Below are 19,196 nucleotides of genomic sequence, written 5' to 3'. Positions count from 1 at the left end.
GCTCGTTCCCAATGGACGACACCGCCGAGCAAGAGGGTATGCATGAAAACACTCCCTGCCATTATTTTGCCTGTCGCCCTCGCGGTGACATTCCACGTGCAGGCGCAAACGGCGCCTCCCACCGGGGCCGCTGCCTCTGCGCCGGCCGCTACGCCGCTGCAGCACACGCTGTACCGCGGATCCAGGATCATCGGCACCAACGTGCGCGATGCGAAAGACAGGAAGATCGGACAGATCAAGGATCTCATCCTCGATGGCGGGCGCGGGGAAGTGGCGTACGCAGTGGTCAACTTCGGCGGCGTGATGGGCGTCGGCAAGAAATTCCATGCGATTCCCTGGCAGGCATTGCAACCCAGCGACGACGGCAACTATTACATCCTGCATGCAGACCGGGAGACGATCAACCAGGCGCCGGGCTTCGACAAGGCAAGGTGGCCGGACATGACCGACAGGAAATGGAATGCCGAAATCGACCGCTACTGGAGCCGCATGGTCGGTCGCGGCAATGCCGGCGACAGGAACATGTCGTCCGGCAGTCCCGCGGCCAACCCGCTGGGGACGGGCAGCGGCGCGTCGGGAAACGGCGGACGGTAGGAGAAGCATCATGGCGAACATCATCGGCGAGAAACCCGATCTTTCAGGCCCCGGCCCGGACGTGATGGCCGTGGACACGCTGGAAGGATGCGCGGTTATCAACCGTGCCGGCGAGGACCTGGGGGAAATCCAGGACATCATGATCGACGTGCGCAGCGGCCGCGTCGCCTATGCTGTCCTTTCGTTCGGCGGCGTGCTGGGCATCGGCAACAAGCTCTTCGCTATCCCGTGGGATTCCCTGACGCTTGATGCGGAGCGACGATGCTTCGTCCTCGATATCGCCCGCGAACGCCTGGAGCATTCACCGGGTTTCGACAAGTCCCATTGGCCATCGATGCCGGGCCCCGGATGGACGCAGACGGAGCGGAGGTAAGGCGCGGCAGAACAATTTAAAGGGTTCACATGCTGTCGGTCGATTGGGAAGAAATGTTCAGCCTTAGCCTGCCGCTGGCGGAAATCGTCATCCGCGGCTCGGCCATGTACTGGTTCCTGTTCGTTGTGTTCCGCTTCGTCATACGGCGCGACATCGGCGCGGTCGGCATCGCCGATGTGCTGGTCCTGGTCATCGTCGCCGATGCCGCGCAGAATGCCATGTCCGGCGAATACACCAGCATCACGGACGGGATGGTGCTGGTCGCCACGCTGATTGCATGGAACGTCCTGCTGGACTGGGTGAGTTTTCGCTTTCCGCTGTTCCGGCGTTTTGCGGAACCGGCGCCCATCAGGCTCATCTGGAAAGGCCGCATGCTCGCCCGTAACATGCGGCGCGAGCTGATCACGGACGAAGAGCTGTGGAGCAAGTTGCGCCAGGCCGGGATCGAGTCGCTCGAGGAGGTGAAGGAAGCCTATATCGAGTCGGACGGGCAGATCAGCATCATCAAGAAGAGCGCCTGATATCGTTCGGGGCAAGCTGCATTGCCGGTCTGTCATGGACCGGCATTTTTATTTCTGCCCGATAAAACTTTCCATCCGCCATGTTGTCTTCAGGAATGACTCATCATTCCGGATAACAATATGAATGGAAAACAAGGCGTACTGCGCGCCCTGCAATGGAAGCGTGTCGCGGCAGCAGTCGCGCTTGCCGTTGGCATAACGTCATGCGGTGGCGGTGGCGATGGCACTAACCAGGGAGCATCCTCAGGTATTCCGGACACGGGCAACGCATCACTGCCGTCGGCACCGGTTCTGCCGCTCAATACGACACCCGCGCCGGCCTATGCGCCAGTGACGAGCGAGAACGGCAGCCTGCTCATTTCCGAAGTGTCCACGAGCTATTACAGCAACGATATTGCCTGGCTGGAGGTGGTCAATACATCAATGCAGCCCATGCCGTTGTCCCGTTACGTCCTGCGCAGCTCCCACATCGATGCATCCACGGGCATCAGCAGCCATGCGCCCATGGAGTTTGCCCTGCCCGACGTGACGCTGGCGCCCGGCGCCTATCTTGTCATTGGAAGCAGGACCTCGGACGACCTCGAGGACTCCGCGCAGATGGTCTATGTGAAGAACGGTTCGGCGCGTCCGTTCTGGAATGCCAATGGCTCGGCCGAACTGGTGCGCGACGGAGCGACCACGGACTTTGTCCGCTTCGGCACTTCGACCACGGAACCGTCGTCCGGTAATTCCTGGAGCGGCGCGAGCGTGCCGGCCTTGCCTTCCGGGCCGGAAGAACACGGCAAGGCCATCGTGCGGCTGGCCACGCGCGGCATCGCGGATACCAATAGCGCGGCCGACTGGTCGCTGGTGAACTTCGCCACGCCTGCCGGGATGAATGACATCGCCCCCGGAGTGATCGACTCGGACCGCGACGGCATCCCGGACAGCGCCAAGGTGGCCGGCGGCACTTACGCCGGTCTGGATCTCCATGCCATGGGCGCGCGCGCCGGGCGCCGCGACATCTTCCTGGAGATCGATTACATGGACGGCACCGACGTGGCGACCCGGCCGCGGCGCGAAGCCTTGCAGAAGATGGAAAAGGCATTTGCCGACAAGGGCATCGCCATGCACATGGATACCGGCAGCCTGCATGCGAAGGATTTCGATCCGGCGGCCTTCAATCTTGGCGGCGGAAACAGCGTACCGTTCTCGCCCTGCATCGAGCTCGACACGTCAGCCGAGGGCGCCGGCGCGCGTGCCGGTTGCGCTTCCTTCCAAGCCTACAAGAATCATCACATGGATCTCCGGCGCAAGCTGCTGTTCCACTATGCGTTGTTTGCGAACTCGCAAAATATCGACGGCAGCGCGGGGCCGTCCGGCATTTCGGAAATGTCCGGCAACGACCTGATCGTCACGCTCGGCGGCTACGACTTCCAGGCGGATACCGACATGGGCGTGAACATGCTCGTCAACATGCAGGCCAGCACGCTGATGCATGAGTTCGGCCACAATCTCGGCTTGCGCCACGGCGGCAACGAGGACGTCAATTACAAGCCCAACCATTACAGCGTGATGAACTACATGTACCAGTTCGCGGGCTTGAGTGCCACGCCGGACAGTGCGCATGCTGCCGACCGCTACTATCTTGCCAACGGTCTCAAGGGCATCACCTACTGCGGACTGGTCGAGAACTCCCCTTGCAGCGATGCCTTTCTGATGAGCTATTCGGATGGACGCGGGGCGCCGCTTGACGAGACACGGCTGTCGGAAGCGGTCAATATCGGGCGGGGCAGCGCCGGCGGGGCGTATGCGGACTGGGACAACAATGGCATCTGGACGAGCGGGACGTTTGGCAAGAACATCAATCCGCTGGGCGGCTTCGGCAGGACGGTGCTGACGGATTACGACGAGTGGAACAACCTGCAGATCGTTTTCTCGCGCGGCTTTTCCGGGAGCAGTTCAGGAAAGTCGTTGTTGACCGCCGCCGCGACACCGTCCCTGGTCAATGCAATGAATCACCGGCACCCCTTCGCCACGATCAAGGAAGCGGCACTGCCGCCGGTCTTGCACCAGATGATACGGAACATGCCCCGCGGCCGGTAGTCAGTACCTCTGGCGCCGCGCAAACACCCGCCTGTAGCGGCGCGGCATCTGCGCCTGCCGCAGGGCATGGCCGTCGGAAGGATGCATCCTGCGGCCCAGCACACTGGCGAGATAATCGTCGTCGATCAGTTCATCCTCGTCCAGCAGGCCTTCGAGTTCTTCGACGATGATGCGCTCGCTTTTCTTTGCTTTCATCTTGTTCTCCTCCAGGCCTGTGCCGGCCGGATGGAATATGTTCTGGTAATCCCCCGCGTGCAAAGGCGGGGCAAGCATCGCCATCTGCCGGGCGGCCGCAAGGTCGAGAGATTCTTCTTCCGGCAGGCCGGGGGATGCGTACATGTCGTGTCCGTGGGACCAGCGCAGGGTGTTGAGGACCAGCGACTGGCCTTGCGGGACGACCGCCGCCAGGTGCTGGCGCGACTGGATCACGACATAGGCGATGCCGATCTTCCCAGAGTGCCGCAGCGTTTCGCGCAGCAGCGCGTAGACCTTCTCCCCGCCGGGTGCGGGCGCGAGGTAATAGGGCGTCTCGAAATAGTCGGAGGGGATTTCCTGTGCTTCGACGAATGCCAGGATATCCACGGCATGGGTCGATCTTGCATGTATGCGGTGCAGTTCCTTGTCGGGCAAGTTCACGAATCGCCTTTCTTCATTGTATGAGGCGCCGGGAGGCCTCCGGCGGCGGTCCCGGCGCCGGAGGCCTTAGGCACCGTGGAGGAATAAGTTGCACAACTTATCCCTGCTCGGCGCCTTAGTGGACGCGGCGCTTCGACGTAGGTCCGTCCGGATCCTCGTCGTCCTCGTCGTCGGACGGGACGCCGAGTTCGTCACGCAGCTCGAGCTTGCGTTCGCTGATTTCCTGACCCAGCTCTTCGAGGTCGAGGTCCGCCTTCTTGATCTTCGGGAAGAGCTCCTTTTCTTCCTCCTGGATGTGGTGCTTCACATACTCGCCGAGCACCGTGAACTTGGCGTCGTACAGGTCGTCGCCGGGCTGCATGGCGGCCAGCTCCGTGATCAGCTGCTTGGCGGACGCATGTTCGACTTCCGCTTCGTCGAGCAGGTCCATGTCGTCGATCGCATCGCGCGCGGCGGGGTAGAAGATTTCCTCTTCCACCTGGGCGTGGATGGTCAGTTCGGCGCAAGCGGTCTCGACGAGGATCTGCTTGGCTTCGTCATCGGTTTCTTCGTCTTCCTTCATCCGTTCGAACTCGTCGAACAGTTCGATCACCTTCTTGTGATCATCGGCAAGAATATGCAGTGCATCATCTTCCGATCCTTTGGAAGACGGACGGCGCGATGCGGTTTTGCTGCTGCTCTTGGAAGGTGCGTTACGTGGCATGTCGGACTCCTTTGGTTGGCTGCCTTTCAGGTAGCGTGGGTGAGCGTACCGCGGTAAATCGCAAGCTCTGTGCCATGGCCGCCAGCCGGCGGCATCGCCCCGCCACACGACGGAATCCGGCGCCGAAACCTCAGTTCGCGCCGAAAAACGTCAACATCGTGGATCTGTCCCCCATCCGGCGGCATTTTCGGTCCTTCCGTTTTTTCATGACGATGTAAAAATTGCAGCGGGAAATGTTCAGGAGACGTTCAGGCGGGCAGGGGCGGCATGCGGACTTCTGCCTGCGATGCGTGTCCGCGCAGCAGCTCGATCGTCGCCTGAACGGTTTCGGCCGGTGCGACGCCGCTCAGGCAAAGGTTGTGACCCTGCGGGCAGACGCTCTTGTAGCAGTAGCGGCAAGGCACGTCGCGGAACAGTACACGGCTTGGCACTTTCCACGGCGTATGCTGGGGATTGGTGAGCGCATACAGGTCGACCACCGGCGTGCCGACGGCGGCGGCGATATGCGCGGGTCCCGTGTTGTTGGACACAAGTACCGGCGCCAGTGCGATCAGCGCCGTCAGCTGACCAAGGTCGAGCTGTCCGGCCAGCGAAAGCGTGCCGGGCAGTCCGGTACGGATTTCGTCGATGAGCGGTGCTTCATCCACGCTTCCGGTAAAGACCAGCGGGCAATCGAGGGATGCGCGCAAGGTACGCGCCACTTCGCGCCAGTGTTGCGGCGGGTAGCGGCGCGAAGCGGCTGTGGCGCCGGGATGCATGGCGATCCATGTGCCGGCGGGATCGATTCCCGACGATTGCAGCCGGTCGATGGTCCATGCAGTCGCCGCCGAGGGAACGCGCAGCGACATCCTCTCGTCGTCTGCCTGCGCGCCGATGGCAGCGACAAGATCGAGCTGGCGGCGCACTTCGTGGCGCACATGCTCCTGTGGTTCGGTTTCCCGCACCCAATCGGTCAGCAGGCGGTAAGGATTCTCGCGGCAATGGGCGAGGCGGAGCGGGATGCCGGCGAGGTAGCAGAGCATTGCCGCAGGCAGGGGATTCTGGCTGTATACCGTAAAAATGACGGCGGCATCGAAGCGGCGCCGGGCAAGCATGCCGATCATGTCCGCATCCGACTGGCGATCAATTCCGGCGCTGCTTTTCATCCATGGGGCGGCATACGCGATCGCATCGTCGATCTCGGGGATGAAGCGCGACACGGCCTCGCCGCCGGGCGAGGTGAGCAGTGTGATGCCGCCGCCGGGAATCGATTGCTTCAGCGCGCGGATCGCGGGCGTAGTCATCAGCACGTCGCCCATGTAATCGAGGCGTATGCAGAGGATCCGTTTCGCCTGCTGCCAGGAACCGATGATCATGAGCCTGCCATTCCGCTGATGCCGCCGGGACGCATGGCATCCGCTTCGGAAATCATTTGCGCGGCGGCGTACAGGTCAGGCGCGGTCAGGTGCGGTGTGCGCAGGGACGAGAGCTTCCATTCGGTCTCGTTGCCGTTATCGATCAGCACCGTCCTGCATCCCGCGCGCCGCCCGGCTTCGACGTCGTGCAGGATGTCGCCGATCATCCACGATTGCGCAAGCGCGATGCCGTGCTCGTACGCGGCGCGAAGCAGCATGCCCGGCATCGGCTTGCGGCAGGTGCAGGGAATCGCATAGCGGCCGATCACACCGTCGGGACTGTGCGGGCAGTAATAGAAACCGTCCAGCGTCACGCCGTACTGCGCGAGCCTTTCCGCAAGGCGGTGTTCCACCGGGCCGAGCGCCGCCTCCGTAAACAGGCCCCTGGCGACACCCGGCTGGTTGGTGACCACGAAGAGCGCGTAACCCAATTGCCTGAGCAGTTGCAGACCCTGGCCAGCGTGCCACGTCAGCTCGATCAGTGCCGGGTTGACGTTGTAGGGCACGTTTTCAACCAGTGTGCCGTCCTTGTCGAGAAAAATTGCGCGCATGTCGTAGCCGGGTCTTTGGGCATCTCAGGGCCAGGACGTCTCCTGCATCGGCAGTACCATGATTTCCGGGATCACGGTCTGTTCCGGAAGCAGCAGCACCGACTTCACGGCGACCGCTACATTGACCGGATCCTGCAGCGTCGCGGTGTCGATGTCGGGGAAACGGTCGAGCAGGAAGGGCGTGCGCATGCCGCCGGCGAGCACGGCGGTCACCTTGATCTTCTTCGGCCGCAGCTCTGCATGCAGCGCGTGCGACAGGCCGAGCAGGCCCCACTTGCTGGCGTGGTAGGCGGAGGCATTGGGCCATGCGCGCTTGGCTGCGGTGGAGGCAATGTTGACGATGTGTCCGCCGTCCTTCATGTGCCGCGCTGCATACTTCGACAGCAGGAAGGGACCATAGAGGTTGGTGCGGATCACGCGGTCCCAGTCGCCGTAGGACAGCTCGTCGATCGACTGGGTGACATCCGTGCCGGCATTGTTGAGCAGCACGTCGATGCGGCCGAAGCGGCTCACCGTTTCATCGATGGCGCGCTCGGCGGCGACCGGATCGCCGACATTGAAGCCGATCGCATGCGTCTTGCCCGCGGAGGCTTCGAGCAGCGAGGCCACCGTCTGCGCCTTGTCCAGGTTCAGGTCGCCCACCACGATGTTGGCGCCGCAGCTCGACAGCACATGGCACAGCGCCGCACCCAGGCCGCTGGCTCCGCCGGTGACGAGGATGGTCTTGCCGGAAAACAGTTCGGCTTCCGCCGGGTTCGGTACATAACTGGATACGCTTGTCTTGTTCAATTCCCTCTCCACAGGTTTTCAGTGATGGCGATATGCCGATACAGCCAGCGTAGGCCTGCGGCATGCCGTGCTCCTTGACAAAAACGGCATTCGCAGCCGAAAGTCGCGGCGCTGCGCAGTTCAGCTGCGCAAGCTCATCTCTCCCGAAGCGGCCAGCGGCTGCATTGCATAGCTGGTGGCCGGTTCGAGCACGCTTTCGTATACCGCCGCGACGTGGGTGGCGACATTGCGCCAGGTAAAGTGCTGGTAGGCGCGTCGCATGCCCGCCCATCCCATGCGCTGGGCGATGTGGGGATGCCGGTGCAGCCAGATGAGCTTTTCCGCAAGCGATTCCGGATCGTTGGGCGGAACCAGGCAGCCTGTTTCGCCATCGACGACCGTGGTCTTGATGCCGCCGACGGCGGTACCCACGACAGGCGTGCCGCAGGCCATGGCTTCCACCGGGGTGATGCCGAAGGGCTCATACCACGGCGTGGTAACGAAGACATTGGCGGCGCTGTAGTAATAGCGGAGCTGCTCGCGCCTGCGCTGGCCGGTGAAGGTGACCGCGTCTTCCACGTTCAGCGACTGCGCAAGCGCCATCAGGCGGCCGAGCTCGGGCGTGGCGATCGGGTCCGGCTGTTCCGCATTGCCGCCGACCACCAGGAGGCGAGCGCGGACCTGGTACTGGTGCTTGAGGATGGCGATCGCGCGGATGACGTTGTCGACGCCCTTGCGCGGCACCATGCGTCCCAGCTGCAGCACGATGAACTCGTCGTGGCCGAGACCGAGCTGCTGGCGCGCATCCAGCGACACCGGCCAGAATTCATCAGGATCGAATCCGCACGGCACGATATCGATGCGATCGGTCGGCGCGCCGTACAGCTGCTCCATGTCAGCCTGGTCCTGCGGGCATTCCGCGATGATGCGGTCCGCTTCCTGCATCAAACGTTCCTCGATGGCGAAGCGGATATCGGGGAAGGCGTCGGCCTCCTTCTGGTTCAGGCGCCGTACGCGGCCCAGCGCATGGAATGTCATGACGAAGGGAACGCCCAGCGTCTTCCTCACCTGCCGCGCCACCATGCCCGACATGAAAAAGTTGGCATGCATCAGGTCATAGGGAAGCTTTTGCCGTCGTGCAAAGCGGATCACGAAGCGGCCGAACTGTTCCATGAAAGGCAGCATCGCTTCCTTGGGCACGAAGTGCGTCGGGCCGGCGGGCACATGGACGACCCGCACGCCGGGAATCCAGTCGACGACCTGTTCCTGGAATTCCGAGTCGCGCCTGGTAAAGATGTCGATCAGGTAGCCGAGGCGCGCCAGTTGCTTGGCGAGCTGAGCAACATACACATTCTGTCCACCGCTATCCGTGCTGCCGATCAGGGCAAGGGGGGATGCATGTTCGCTGATAAGGGCAATTTTTCGCATGATTGTCTGGTTTCTTCGAATGGTGGGCGTGCTGCGATGCCCACTAAGCAAACCATGTACCTAGTCGTTGATTTATTGGCATCCCGCGACCTTTTCATATCCGGGTTTGATATGGCGCAGAAAAAGACACCGAGCAGGCAAGTAACAAATACAGCCGCATGTAAAAACTGCGCCGGCGCGTTGGGATAAGCGCCAAGCCGGCGATCGGAAGGAATGCGTGGCGGCTTTGGCTTCCTTGAGGAAAGAGTGTCGACTCTGGCACGGGAACTGCATCCCTTGCCTCACGGAGCTACGCTTGTTCGCTCTCTTTCCGGATGGCGACATGCGTGGGAAGAACAACGCTCAATCGAATAAGGAGATGAATATGTGGACTGACAAGATCAAGCTGACTGCCATCGGGGCATCGGTCATCACGCTTGCTGCCTGCGGCAGCTCGCCGAACCAGACTTCGTCCGCCGGATCCTATCCGGTCACCACGACGTCGACCGCCAGCACCATTCCCACCACCACGACCAGCAGCGCAACCGGCTACGGCGTGGTGCAGGCAATCGACGTCATCCCGCGCGAACAGGCGGCGGGCATCGGCCTCGGCACGGTGGCGGGCGCTGTCGTGGGCGGCGTGCTCGGCAACCAGGTCGGCAGCGGTACCGGACGCAAGGCAGCAACGGTAGCCGGCGCGGTCGGCGGCGGCATGGTGGGGCACCAGATGGAGCAGAACGCTGCCAATTCCGGACAGGTCTACCGCGTCGCGGTGCGCATGGACAACGGCGCGGTGCAGACCCTCGCACAGGAAGTGGCGCCGGGCGTTCAGGTGGGCGACAGGGTGCGTCTCGACAACGGCGTCATCGTGGAACGTTTCCGCTGATCGTTGATTTCATCGACAGTTTCGGGCGACGTGAAGTGCAGGCGTAGACGCCTGCACTTTGCATTTCTGGAGGAGGGGGATTGGACGCCAACGAGTGGAGGAAATTACTGGAAGGTGCGTGGCCCTGGCTGCGCATCCTGGTCATCCTGGTGCTTGCATGGGCATCGCTGTGGATGATCCGGCGCGTGCTGCGCGTCCTCAAGACGCACATCATCAGCCGCACCGACGAGTACCGCGATTCGCGGCGTATCGAGACCTTGATGAATGTCTTCCGCTACACGGCCAACATCGTCATCGTCGGCGTCGCCATCATGGCCATTCTCGGCACGGTCGGCATTTCCATCGCGCCCCTCCTCGCAACCGCCGGCGTGGCCGGCATCGCCATCGGCTTTGGGGCGCAAAGCCTGGTCAAGGATTTCTTCACCGGGCTGTTCCTGCTGATCGAAGGCCAGGTGAGCGAGGGCGACAACATCGAGGCCGCCGGAAAGAGCGGCTACGTCGAGCGCGTGACGCTGCGCCACATCCGCATCCGCGATTACGACGGCAGCGTGCACTTCATTCCGAACAGCATGATCACCACCGTCACCAACCGCAGCCGTGACTATGCCTTCGCGGTGGTGGACCTCAATGTGCCGCGCAAGGAAGACCTGAACCGTGTGTTCCGCTTGATGGAGGATGTAGTGCGCGACATGCGCGCCGATCCCGCCATCGGATCGCTGATCCTCGACGATGTCGATATGGGCGGCGTGGAGAAGGTGGAGGACGCCGCCGTGGGATTGCGTTGCCGGATCAAGGTCCTGCCTGCCAAGCAATGGCGCGTGCGCCGCGAGTTTCTGCGCCGCATGAAGGCAGCGATGGACACCGTGGAAGAAGTCCAGTCCGCCGCCTGACCGGATTTTTTACCATCCCGTTTGCAATCTTTACGCATGCATTTTCTGCACGAGGTGCCATCGCGCATCTGACCATGCGGGCATGGATGTTGCGTTTCGTCTAAATGAAGCACAGAACGGCAAGCGGCCCGTTCCATCGAATGGATGGTGACAGGAGTAAAGAATATGGCGATCAATGACACGCAAACCGCCCGCGGCAATACGCTGCGGCATGACGAGGCCGTCAATTACAACCTGCGCCGGCAGGTCTTCCCGGCGATCCGCTGGGGCGCCATCCTCGCCGGTGTCGCTGTGGGTATATCGGTCCAGCTTGCGCTGACGCTGCTGGGTATCGCTACCGGCCTGTCCACTGCCGATGTGACGCAGGGCGAGGGCGTGGGGACCGGTCCGCTCGTCTGGGCCGGCTTCAGCATGTTGATCGCCGCCTTCGTCGGCGGCTATGTGGCCGCGCGCATGTCCGGGCTCAAGCGCAAGGCGGACGGTATATTGCATGGGGCGGTGTCGTGGGCCGTGACGACCATCATTTTCGCCGTACTGGCGACGTCGGTGGGCGGTTCGATGATGAGCGGCGTGTTCAACAACATGAGCCAGCTGGCGCAGGCGGGCATCCGGGGCGGCGGCTCTTCGCCTATCGCAGCCGTCATGCAATCGCAGGGAGCGAGGCTCGATGCGGCATCGATGCAGCAGTTCCAGCAGCACCTGCAGGCGGGACAGCGCGAACCGGCGATCCAGCTGCTGGTGAGCAAGCTCGGTGTCGACCAGACGCGGGCGGCGGCCATTACCGACCAGGCGCTGATCATCACGGGTTCGCCGCAGTCGGCGTCCCCGCAAGGCAGGCAGACAACCGAGAACGCGGTCCAGCGTGCAGGAACGGCGGCATGGGTGGTCTTTCTTGCCGTGGCGCTGGCACTGGCCATCGGTATCGGCGGCGGCGCGCTCGGCGCGGCCGGTTCGCGTCGTGTGAGCTGGTCTTCGCCTCAAGCTTAGGCAGAATCATGCAACGAACCCTGGGCGGCAGCCGCACCCGGACCGGCAGACTGAAGGCCGGTCCGCCGCGTTTTGCACGGCTGTCCGCGAACGATTCCAGCACGGCCGACCTGCTCTACGGTTGCCCGGTTGTCACCGCGCACGGCGAAAGGATCGGCACCGTCGATCACCTGATGGTGGATATCCTGACGCACCAGTTGCGTTATGTGGTGCTGGCGCGCAAGCGCAACGAGGCGCTGGTATCCATTCCCTGGCATGCGTTGTACTTCGACGCGGCGCAAGGACGGCTGGTGTTCTATACCTTGTACTAGCCCTCCTGCCTGCTAACCTAAGGAAAAACTCGCCGATCCAGGGGAAACGCATGAAAACCAAAGCCGCCGTTGCATGGAAGTCCGGAAGCCCGCTGAGCATCGAAGAGGTCGACCTTGAAGGTCCGCGCGCGGGTGAAGTGCTGATCGAAGTCAAGGCAACCGGCATCTGCCATACCGATTACTACACGCTGTCCGGCGCCGATCCGGAAGGCTTGTTTCCGGCCATCCTCGGCCATGAGGGGGCCGGTGTCGTGGTCGAGGCAGGCGCGGGTGTCAGCAGCGTGGCCGTCGGTGACCACGTGATCCCGCTGTACACACCCGAATGCCGCCAGTGCAAGTTCTGCCTGTCGCGCAAGACCAACCTGTGCCAGGCGATCCGGACGACGCAAGGCAAGGGCCTGATGCCCGATGCGACCTCACGCTTTTCCATCGATGGCAAACCCATCCTCCACTACATGGGCACGTCGACGTTTTCCAACTACATCGTGGTGCCGGAGATCGCGGTGGCCAAGGTGCGCGAGGACGCACCGTTCGACAAGATCTGCTACATCGGCTGCGGCGTGACGACCGGCATCGGCGCGGTGGTGTTCACGGCAAAGGCCGAGGCGGGCGCGAACGTGGTCGTCTTCGGCTTGGGCGGCATTGGCCTCAACGTGATCCAGGGCGCGCGGATGGTGGGCGCGGACAAGATCATCGGCGTCGATCTCAATCCTGCGCGCGAAGCCATGGCGCGCAAGTTCGGCATGACGCATTTCATCAATCCGAAGGAAGTCGACAATGTGGTCGACCACATCATCCAGCTGACCGGCGGCGGAGCCGATTATTCCTTCGAATGCATCGGCAGCACGCAGGTGATGCGGCAGGCGCTCGAGTGCTGCCACAAGGGCTGGGGCCAGTCGATCATCATCGGCGTGGCCGAGGCTGGCGCCGAGATCAGCACGCGGCCGTTCCAGCTCGTTACCGGCAGGGTGTGGAAGGGCTCGGCCTTCGGCGGGGCACGCGGCCGCACCGACGTCCCGAAGATTGTCGACTGGTACATGGACGGCAAGATCAATATCGATGACCTCATCACGCACAAGCTGACGCTCGACCGGATCAACGACGGGTTCGATCTCATGAAGCGTGGCGAATCCATCCGCTCTGTCGTGATGTACGAATGAGCGCGCCCGAACTCCTGGGCGAACACCGCTGCTTCGGCGGCCGGCAGCGTTTCTACAGGCATGCGTCGCAGGTCATCGGTTTGCCGATGCGGTTTTCGGTGTACCTGCCGCCGCAGGTGGAAGAGGGGAGGCAGTGCGCGGCGCTATTCTTCCTGGCCGGCCTCACCTGTACGGAAGAGACCTTCATGATCAAGGCAGGGGCGCAGCGCTACGCGGCGCGTGAAGGGCTTGTTCTGGTTACGCCCGATACCAGCCCGCGCGGCGCGAATATTCCAGGGGAGGCGGACGACTGGGACTTCGGCGTCGGCGCCGGTTTCTATCTCGATGCGACGCAGGCGCCGTGGACGACACATTACCGGATGGAGCGTTACATCACCGGCGAGCTGTTGCCGCTTGCTGCCGGCCTCTTCAATCTCGACCGCGGGCGCATCGGCCTGATGGGGCATTCCATGGGAGGGCACGGTGCCCTGGTGCTCGCGCTGCGCCATCCGGGCATGTTCAGGTCGGTCTCCGCGCTGGCGCCGATCGCGGCGCCAGCGCAATGCCCATGGGGGCGCAAGGCTTTCCAGGGGTATCTCGGGGCGGATGAGGAAGCATGGCGAGGGTACGATGCGACAGCGCTGATGCATGCACAGGCGAATGTGCCTTATCCGGACGGCATACTCATCGACCAGGGATTGAACGATCAATTCCTCGCGACGCAGCTGCATCCGCATCTGTTCGAGGCGGCATGCGAAGCTGTCGGGCAGCCGTTGTCGCTGAGGCGGCATCCTGGTTATGACCATGGGTACTACTTCATATCCACGTTCATCGAGGATCATCTGCGTCATCATGCAGGGTGCATGACATGAGGTGGGGAGGGCTAGGGACTCAGGAGTTGCAAGTGTAGGTGTCGGTATTTTTTTCTTTTCTTCGGTGCCCCTTTTGGGTAGTCACTCCGTGGGTGCTAGCCGGGGCCAGTCCCGGCTAGCATCTACGGAGAGCCCAACGCATCGGGTCACCGAAGAAAAGTACGAAATCCTTGTGCCAAACAACATTTTCCCTCCCCCAGCAAGGGGGAGGGATCCTGACGGACGGCAGTGATGACGATCAGAAGTTGATGTTGTTGTTGGCGCTCTGGGTCGGGTTCACGGTCGAGGTGATGCCGCTGGCGAACGCAACGTTGTTGCCGTTGTTGTTCTGCACGTTCTGCGACTGGCCGATCATTTGCGAGGCATCGAACGAGAACTTGGACTCCGGTGCGTAGGACGTCGGCATGCCCCAGCTCGGTGCGCAATAGGACGGGGTCCAGCAGGCCGGTGCGCCCTTGTAGTAGCCGCCGCGCACGGAAGCCATGGCAGCACGGTCGAGGTCGGAAGCGATGGCGAGGTCTTTGATCATCAGGGTGGACATGGATAAATCTCCTTGGGTTGGTTTGGGTTGGAAGAGCATTTCGTTGCGCTCGACAGACCTATTGCGAGAGGTGTGCCAGCGCGTGCGAATGCCTCGCGGAGATGCGTCAACTCGTTGATTAAAAAGGAGAATGCAAGAAGGATAAGACGGCGTTCGCCGTCTTCGCCGTGGGCGGGGAGATGGATCGGGCCCGACACTTCATCGCGAAGTGCCGGGTTGGGAACAACAGGAGATCAGTGTTCTTCGAGGAAGGCGCGCAGCTTGTCGGCGCGCGAAGGGTGGCGCAGCTTCGCCATGGCCTTCATCTCGATCTGGCGGATGCGTTCGCGCGTGACTTCGAGTTGCTTGCCGACTTCTTCCAGCGTGTGGTCGCTGACGGCGTCGAGGCCGAAGCGCATGCGCAATACCTTTTGTTCCTTCGGCGACAAGTCTTCCAGCACCTCGGAAATGGCACGTTGCATCCCGGCACGCATTGCCGCCGCTTCCGGCGACAGGGTCGTGTCGTCGCTGATGAAATCGCCCAGCATCGCATCGCCGTCTTCACCCGCCGGCGCATCGAGCGATGCGGGTTCCTTGGCGATCTTCAGGACTTCTTCCACCTTCTGCGTCGACAGTCCGAGCTTTTCCGCCAGGGTCGCCACATCCGGTTCTTCTCCGGTGGAAGCGATGGTCTGGCGAATGATGCGGTTCATCTTGTTGATGGTTTCGATCATGTGCACCGGCACGCGGATCGTGCGCGCCTGGTCGGCAATCGCGCGCGAGATCGCTTGCCGCACCCACCACGTTGCATAGGTCGAGAACTTGAAGCCGCGGCGGTATTCGTATTTGTCCACCGCGCGCAGGAGGCCGATGTTGCCTTCCTGGATCAGGTCCAGGAATTGCAATCCGCGATTGACATATTTTTTCGCGATGGAAATCACCAGGCGCAGGTTCGCTTGCGTCAGGTCGCGCTTGGCATTCATGGCACGGCGTTCGCCGGCGAGCAGGCGGCGGTCGACCTTGCGCAGTTCCGGCAGCGGCAGGCCGGCGCGCGTTTCCAGTTCGGCCAGCTTGACCTGCCATTCGCGGATCGCCGGCATGCGGCGGGCGAGTGTCGCGCTGTAGGGATAGTTGCAATCGACTTCGCGCTGCACCCATGCGAGATCGGTCTGGTTGTCCGGGAAGGCGGCGAGGAAGCGGTCGCGCGGCATGCCGCACTGGTCGACCATGATCGCGGCAATCTTCTTTTCGATGGCGCGGACCTCGTCCATCTGGCCGCGCACCACGGCGCACAGCTTGTCCGCCGTTTTCACGCTAAAGCGGATGCCGAGCAGCGTCTGCGTGACGGCCTGTTGCGCAGCACGGTAGCTATCGCCATGCAGGCCTTTCGCGTCATTGCGCATGATGTCCGCTTGCTCGGCGATCAACGCGAATTTCGCCAGTGCGAGCGTACGAAGCCGCTCAAGCTGTTCAGCGGAAACGCCTCCCTCGTCCGGGGTTGGCGCGGCGTCATCGTCGTCTTCCAGATCGTCTTCGTCATCGTCGCCGTCCGCCTGGGCGGCGGCGGGAACGGCTTCTTCCAGTTCGCTCAGTCCATCGACGATTTCATCGACGGAAGTCTTTCCGCTTTCAATGTTCGCGGCAAATGCAAGGAGGGCGTCGATGGCCGCCGGGCTGGCGGAAATCGCGCCGATCATTTCGCGCTGGCCATCCTCGATGCGTTTCGCAATCTCGATCTCGCCTTCGCGCGTCAGGAGTTCGGTGCCTGCCATTTCGCGCATGTACATGCGCACCGGGTCCGTGCTGCGGCCGTAGTCGCCGTCGTCGGCCAGCAGGGTGGTGGCGGCGACCGTTTCCACGTCTTCATCGCTGGCGGCGGTGGCGACACGGTCGGACAGAAGCAGCATCGCATCGTCAGGCGCCTGGTCGTAGACCGCAATACCCATCTCATCGATGGCGCTCAGGATGACTGCGATCGCGTCCTGGTCGACGGCATCGTCCGTCAACTGGTCGTGGATTTCGGTACGGGTCAGGTAACCGCGTTCCTTGCCGAGCTTGATGAGCGCGGCAAGTTGCCGGCGGCGCTTTTCCACTGATTCCCGGCTTTCCCTGGAGACGGTCGATTTCCCGCTCGATACGCGCATTTCCGCGCGTTCGGCAGCGTTCCATTCCGCAACCTCGTCGTTCTCCAATACGGGAGAGGATGGCTTGCGGCCCGGGCGTTTCATCGCCTGCGGTGCTTCCGGCATGTCAACTGCTACTGCTACTGGAGCGGCAACCCGCACAGTAACCGGCACTTTTTCAGGCTGGATGGCCGGCGCGGCGGCGGCCGGGGCTGCCGGTTTCGACAGCACGCGGACTTTTCTCGCAGGCGGTGCGCTTGCGGTTTCCGCGCTGGGCGGCGCCACGCTTGCGGTGCTTGCCTCTTTCGCCGGTTCCGCCGTTACCAGGCGCGACCGCTTCTTGACAATGATCGGGGCAGGCGATGCCGGGACCTGGGCTGGCGCGTCGAAGGCTTCGACATCGGGCTCAGGCGGGATACTTTGCGTATCCGGATGGATTTCCGCATCCGGATGGACTTCCGGCTGTGGCGGTGTTTGCACAGCCAGACGGGAGCGGCGCCGGGTCACCACGGGAATCGCGGGACGCGCGGCTTCCGGGTGGAACGGCAGGTTCGGTTCGAACTGTTCGGTAGCGGAGTCGGCTGCGGCCCGCGGGGCGCGCACCGACAATGTCAATGTCTTCGAAGTTTTGTTCATGGAGCAATCATCACGTCAGCCGGATCAACCCTTGCGCGCACGCGAGGGGAAAAGCAATCGGGATTCCGGAAAACGGCGATACGCATCCCTTCGGCAGGCCGGATTGGCTTACCGGAAGTGGAAACAAATGCTGGAAGGTGCGTATTCGGCTGGAAGGAAACTCGTACTGCGAGACGGCAAAAGGATCGGCATTATAGCGAATAACGCGGCGGCACATCAATGAACGCGTGACGCAATTGACATTGCGCAGATGCGCTGCCGCGCGGGTTGACGGCAAGCGGAAGATTGGGGTATGTGCGATGCTGCCGGCCGCGCGGAATGCCGGGGCGCGGCAGCGGTTTCATTCGATCAGCAGGGCACGCCGGCGCGCGCGACCAGCCACGCGGGAGGATCCTGCAGCGCGACCGGCCGCAGGAAGCGGTGCATGGCCATCAAACCAACGGAAGTGGTTTGCGGCGCGGTTGACGCCGGCCACGGGCCGCCGTGGTGCTGTGCGCGGGTCACTGCAACACCCGTCGGCACGCCTGCGAACAGGACGCGGCCCCCGATACGCATTGCAGAACGCACAATGGTGTGCGAATCGCGGTCATCCGCTTCCGCGCCCCATACCGTCACGGTCAGGCTTCCTCCTACTGCCTGCAGTGCCTGTTGCAATTCCTGCAGGGAGCCCGCCTTCATCACAATGCACGACGGACCGAAAATTTCGTGCCGGAGTTCAGGATGGCCGATGAAATCCTGTACATCGACTTCGACCAGGTTGGGAGCGGGATGCTTGCCCGTATCCTGCACGCCGGTCGTGAGCCGCTTCGCTGCCGCATGCGACACCAGCTGCGCAACGCCATCGTCGAACGCCTTGCGGATGGCCGGCGTCAGCATTCCGTGCGGCGCCTGCGCATCCATTTCCTGCGCGAGCTGTTGCACGAAGCGGTCGGTTGCCTCTCCTTGCAGCGTGAGCAGAACGCCGGGACTCGTGCAGAACTGGCCGCAGCCGAGCGCAATCGACGCGGCGAGCGTCTTTGCAAGTTCCTGGCCTTTTTCTCGCACGGCGACCGGTAGTGCAACGATTGGATTGATCGAGCCGAGTTCGCCAAAGAACGGAATGGGATTCTCTCGGCCCTGGATTTCCTTCTGCAGCGCCGTGCCGCCGGCAAGCGAGCCGGTGAAGGCAACGGCTGCAATCGATGGATGGCGTACCAGCCGGATGCCGACTTCCTTCGATGCGCCTTCCACCATCTCCAGCACGCCTTGCGGTATGCCTGCGGCATCGACGGCGGTGCTGGCCATGGCGAACACGGCATGCGACAGGCGAGGGTGGGCAGGGTGGGCCTTGACCACGACCGGGCAGCCCGCAGCGAGCGCCGAGGCGGTATCGCCGCCGAGCACCGAGAACGCCAACGGGAAATTGCTCGCCGCGAACATGGCTACCGGGCCGAGCGGAACGTTCACGCGCAGCAGGTGCGGATGTCCCGCGGGCGGCGCACCCGGGACCGCCGGTTCGTCGATCATCTGGAAGGCTTCACCCGCATCGACGGCGTCGGCGAAGGCACGCAACTGGAACGCGGTGCGGTCGAGTTCGCCGTTCAGCCTGACAGCGCCGAGCGATGTTTCTTCATTGGCAAGCGCGACGAGCTGTTCGCGTTCGGCTTCCAGTCCGTCGGCGAGCCGGCGCAGGAATCCGCTCCTGACGGCCGCTTCCGACGCGGCCCACGCATCGGCGGCCGCTGCAGCCCTGGCGACAGCGCCGTCGATCTCGGCGCTGCTCGATTCATGAATAGTCTGTGACATGGTGTCCGGTGGTAA

Annotated in this window: 19 protein-coding genes; 10 read left to right on the top strand and 9 right to left on the bottom strand. The window is 62.8% G+C overall.

Annotated elements, in window-relative coordinates:
- Nucleotides 1–42: 42 nt before the first annotated feature.
- The 4 genes from AC3WOY_RS06270 (at nucleotide 43) to AC3WOY_RS06255 (ending at nucleotide 3,573) form a co-directional block, all read left to right on the top strand.
- Nucleotides 43–594: a PRC-barrel domain-containing protein gene (locus AC3WOY_RS06270; protein WP_492421843.1), complete on the top strand. Its 552-nt coding sequence runs from the start codon at nucleotides 43–45 to the stop codon at nucleotides 592–594.
- Between the two features lie 10 nt (nucleotides 595–604).
- Nucleotides 605–967, top strand: a complete 363-nt coding sequence (locus AC3WOY_RS06265) for a PRC-barrel domain-containing protein (protein ID WP_492421841.1) — start codon at nucleotides 605–607, stop codon at nucleotides 965–967.
- Nucleotides 968–996: 29 nt separating this feature from the next.
- Complete coding sequence (locus AC3WOY_RS06260; protein ID WP_492421839.1) at nucleotides 997–1,488, top strand: DUF421 domain-containing protein; 492 nt, start codon at nucleotides 997–999, stop codon at nucleotides 1,486–1,488.
- 120 nt (nucleotides 1,489–1,608) lie between these two features.
- The gene (locus AC3WOY_RS06255) at nucleotides 1,609–3,573 is read left to right on the top strand and encodes a lamin tail domain-containing protein (protein WP_492421837.1); all 1,965 of its coding nucleotides are present in this window, start codon (nucleotides 1,609–1,611) and stop codon (nucleotides 3,571–3,573) included.
- On the opposite strand, the gene AC3WOY_RS06250 is transcribed toward AC3WOY_RS06255, so the two are convergent.
- From AC3WOY_RS06250 to AC3WOY_RS06225, 6 genes are all read right to left on the bottom strand, one after another.
- Nucleotides 3,574–4,209 carry a Ku protein gene (locus AC3WOY_RS06250; protein ID WP_492421835.1) on the bottom strand — a complete coding sequence of 212 codons (636 nt, stop codon included), beginning with the start codon at nucleotides 4,207–4,209 and terminating at the stop codon, nucleotides 3,574–3,576.
- A gap of 115 nt (nucleotides 4,210–4,324) precedes the next feature.
- Nucleotides 4,325–4,912, bottom strand: coding sequence for a hemerythrin domain-containing protein (locus AC3WOY_RS06245; protein WP_492421833.1), 588 nt, complete (start codon nucleotides 4,910–4,912; stop codon nucleotides 4,325–4,327).
- A 248-nt stretch (nucleotides 4,913–5,160) separates the two neighbouring features.
- A complete protein-coding gene (waaF, locus tag AC3WOY_RS06240) occupies nucleotides 5,161–6,267 on the bottom strand; it encodes a lipopolysaccharide heptosyltransferase II (RefSeq protein WP_492421831.1) in 1,107 nt (368 codons plus the stop codon).
- A complete protein-coding gene (locus tag AC3WOY_RS06235; protein WP_492421829.1) occupies nucleotides 6,264–6,857 on the bottom strand; it encodes a D-glycero-alpha-D-manno-heptose-1,7-bisphosphate 7-phosphatase in 594 nt (197 codons plus the stop codon). The genes waaF and AC3WOY_RS06235 overlap by 4 nt, the downstream gene beginning before the upstream one ends.
- Nucleotides 6,858–6,881: 24 nt before the next feature.
- Nucleotides 6,882–7,646, bottom strand: coding sequence for an SDR family oxidoreductase (locus tag AC3WOY_RS06230; protein ID WP_492421827.1), 765 nt, complete (start codon nucleotides 7,644–7,646; stop codon nucleotides 6,882–6,884).
- A gap of 120 nt (nucleotides 7,647–7,766) precedes the next feature.
- Complete coding sequence (locus AC3WOY_RS06225) at nucleotides 7,767–9,053, bottom strand: glycosyltransferase family 4 protein (protein WP_492421825.1); 1,287 nt, start codon at nucleotides 9,051–9,053, stop codon at nucleotides 7,767–7,769.
- A 364-nt stretch (nucleotides 9,054–9,417) separates the two neighbouring features.
- Here AC3WOY_RS06225 and AC3WOY_RS06220 point away from each other — a divergent pair, with 364 nt between their 5' ends.
- The 6 genes from AC3WOY_RS06220 to fghA all read left to right on the top strand — a co-directional run bounded on the left by AC3WOY_RS06220 (nucleotide 9,418) and on the right by fghA (nucleotide 14,117).
- Nucleotides 9,418–9,918 carry an outer membrane lipoprotein gene (locus tag AC3WOY_RS06220; RefSeq protein ID WP_492421823.1) on the top strand — a complete coding sequence of 167 codons (501 nt, stop codon included), beginning with the start codon at nucleotides 9,418–9,420 and terminating at the stop codon, nucleotides 9,916–9,918.
- An 80-nt stretch (nucleotides 9,919–9,998) separates the two neighbouring features.
- Nucleotides 9,999–10,808, top strand: coding sequence for a mechanosensitive ion channel family protein (locus AC3WOY_RS06215; RefSeq protein WP_492421821.1), 810 nt, complete (start codon nucleotides 9,999–10,001; stop codon nucleotides 10,806–10,808).
- A 165-nt stretch (nucleotides 10,809–10,973) separates the two neighbouring features.
- A complete protein-coding gene (locus tag AC3WOY_RS06210) occupies nucleotides 10,974–11,795 on the top strand; it encodes a hypothetical protein (protein ID WP_492421819.1) in 822 nt (273 codons plus the stop codon).
- 8 nt (nucleotides 11,796–11,803) lie between these two features.
- Nucleotides 11,804–12,106 (top strand): PRC-barrel domain-containing protein, encoded by a 303-nt coding sequence (locus AC3WOY_RS06205; RefSeq protein WP_492421817.1) that lies wholly within the window; start codon nucleotides 11,804–11,806, stop codon nucleotides 12,104–12,106.
- A gap of 50 nt (nucleotides 12,107–12,156) precedes the next feature.
- Nucleotides 12,157–13,266: an S-(hydroxymethyl)glutathione dehydrogenase/class III alcohol dehydrogenase gene (locus AC3WOY_RS06200; protein ID WP_492421815.1), complete on the top strand. Its 1,110-nt coding sequence runs from the start codon at nucleotides 12,157–12,159 to the stop codon at nucleotides 13,264–13,266.
- A complete protein-coding gene (gene fghA, locus AC3WOY_RS06195) occupies nucleotides 13,263–14,117 on the top strand; it encodes an S-formylglutathione hydrolase (protein ID WP_492421813.1) in 855 nt (284 codons plus the stop codon). Before AC3WOY_RS06200 ends, fghA begins: the two co-directional genes overlap by 4 nt.
- A 238-nt stretch (nucleotides 14,118–14,355) precedes the next feature.
- Here fghA and AC3WOY_RS06190 read toward each other — a convergent pair whose 3' ends face one another.
- The 3 genes from AC3WOY_RS06190 to AC3WOY_RS06180 all read right to left on the bottom strand — a co-directional run bounded on the left by AC3WOY_RS06190 (nucleotide 14,356) and on the right by AC3WOY_RS06180 (nucleotide 19,181).
- A complete protein-coding gene (locus tag AC3WOY_RS06190; protein ID WP_492421811.1) occupies nucleotides 14,356–14,658 on the bottom strand; it encodes a hypothetical protein in 303 nt (100 codons plus the stop codon).
- 233 nt (nucleotides 14,659–14,891) lie between these two features.
- Nucleotides 14,892–17,396, bottom strand: a complete 2,505-nt coding sequence (rpoD, locus tag AC3WOY_RS06185; RefSeq protein ID WP_492421809.1) for an RNA polymerase sigma factor RpoD — start codon at nucleotides 17,394–17,396, stop codon at nucleotides 14,892–14,894.
- Between the two features lie 348 nt (nucleotides 17,397–17,744).
- Entirely contained in the window at nucleotides 17,745–19,181 is a 1,437-nt protein-coding gene (locus AC3WOY_RS06180; RefSeq protein WP_492421807.1) for an aldehyde dehydrogenase (NADP(+)), read from the bottom strand.
- Nucleotides 19,182–19,196: the final 15 nt, after the last annotated feature.

This window comes from Noviherbaspirillum sp. FW303-A3, from assembly GCF_058788695.1.
Note: the sequence above shows the minus strand (reverse complement) of the source record. Positions and strands in the feature narration are given on the sequence as shown.

Excerpts from the sequence above, each read along its gene's own strand:
- AC3WOY_RS06270 (WP_492421843.1), top strand. The coding sequence starts at position 43 with ATGAAAACACTCCCTGCCATTATTTTGCCTGTCGCCCTCGCGGTGACA.
- AC3WOY_RS06210 (WP_492421819.1), top strand. The coding sequence starts at position 10,974 with ATGGCGATCAATGACACGCAAACCGCCCGCGGCAATACGCTGCGGCAT.
- AC3WOY_RS06190 (WP_492421811.1), bottom strand. The coding sequence starts at position 14,658 with ATGTCCACCCTGATGATCAAAGACCTCGCCATCGCTTCCGACCTCGAC.
- waaF (WP_492421831.1), bottom strand. The coding sequence starts at position 6,267 with ATGATCATCGGTTCCTGGCAGCAGGCGAAACGGATCCTCTGCATACGC.
- AC3WOY_RS06260 (WP_492421839.1), top strand. The coding sequence starts at position 997 with ATGCTGTCGGTCGATTGGGAAGAAATGTTCAGCCTTAGCCTGCCGCTG.
- AC3WOY_RS06200 (WP_492421815.1), top strand. The coding sequence starts at position 12,157 with ATGAAAACCAAAGCCGCCGTTGCATGGAAGTCCGGAAGCCCGCTGAGC.
- AC3WOY_RS06180 (WP_492421807.1), bottom strand. The coding sequence starts at position 19,181 with ATGTCACAGACTATTCATGAATCGAGCAGCGCCGAGATCGACGGCGCT.
- rpoD (WP_492421809.1), bottom strand. The coding sequence starts at position 17,396 with ATGAACAAAACTTCGAAGACATTGACATTGTCGGTGCGCGCCCCGCGG.
- AC3WOY_RS06255 (WP_492421837.1), top strand. The coding sequence starts at position 1,609 with ATGAATGGAAAACAAGGCGTACTGCGCGCCCTGCAATGGAAGCGTGTC.
- AC3WOY_RS06235 (WP_492421829.1), bottom strand. The coding sequence starts at position 6,857 with ATGCGCGCAATTTTTCTCGACAAGGACGGCACACTGGTTGAAAACGTG.
- AC3WOY_RS06225 (WP_492421825.1), bottom strand. The coding sequence starts at position 9,053 with ATGCGAAAAATTGCCCTTATCAGCGAACATGCATCCCCCCTTGCCCTG.
- AC3WOY_RS06265 (WP_492421841.1), top strand. The coding sequence starts at position 605 with ATGGCGAACATCATCGGCGAGAAACCCGATCTTTCAGGCCCCGGCCCG.
- fghA (WP_492421813.1), top strand. The coding sequence starts at position 13,263 with ATGAGCGCGCCCGAACTCCTGGGCGAACACCGCTGCTTCGGCGGCCGG.
- AC3WOY_RS06245 (WP_492421833.1), bottom strand. The coding sequence starts at position 4,912 with ATGCCACGTAACGCACCTTCCAAGAGCAGCAGCAAAACCGCATCGCGC.
- AC3WOY_RS06205 (WP_492421817.1), top strand. The coding sequence starts at position 11,804 with ATGCAACGAACCCTGGGCGGCAGCCGCACCCGGACCGGCAGACTGAAG.
- AC3WOY_RS06220 (WP_492421823.1), top strand. The coding sequence starts at position 9,418 with ATGTGGACTGACAAGATCAAGCTGACTGCCATCGGGGCATCGGTCATC.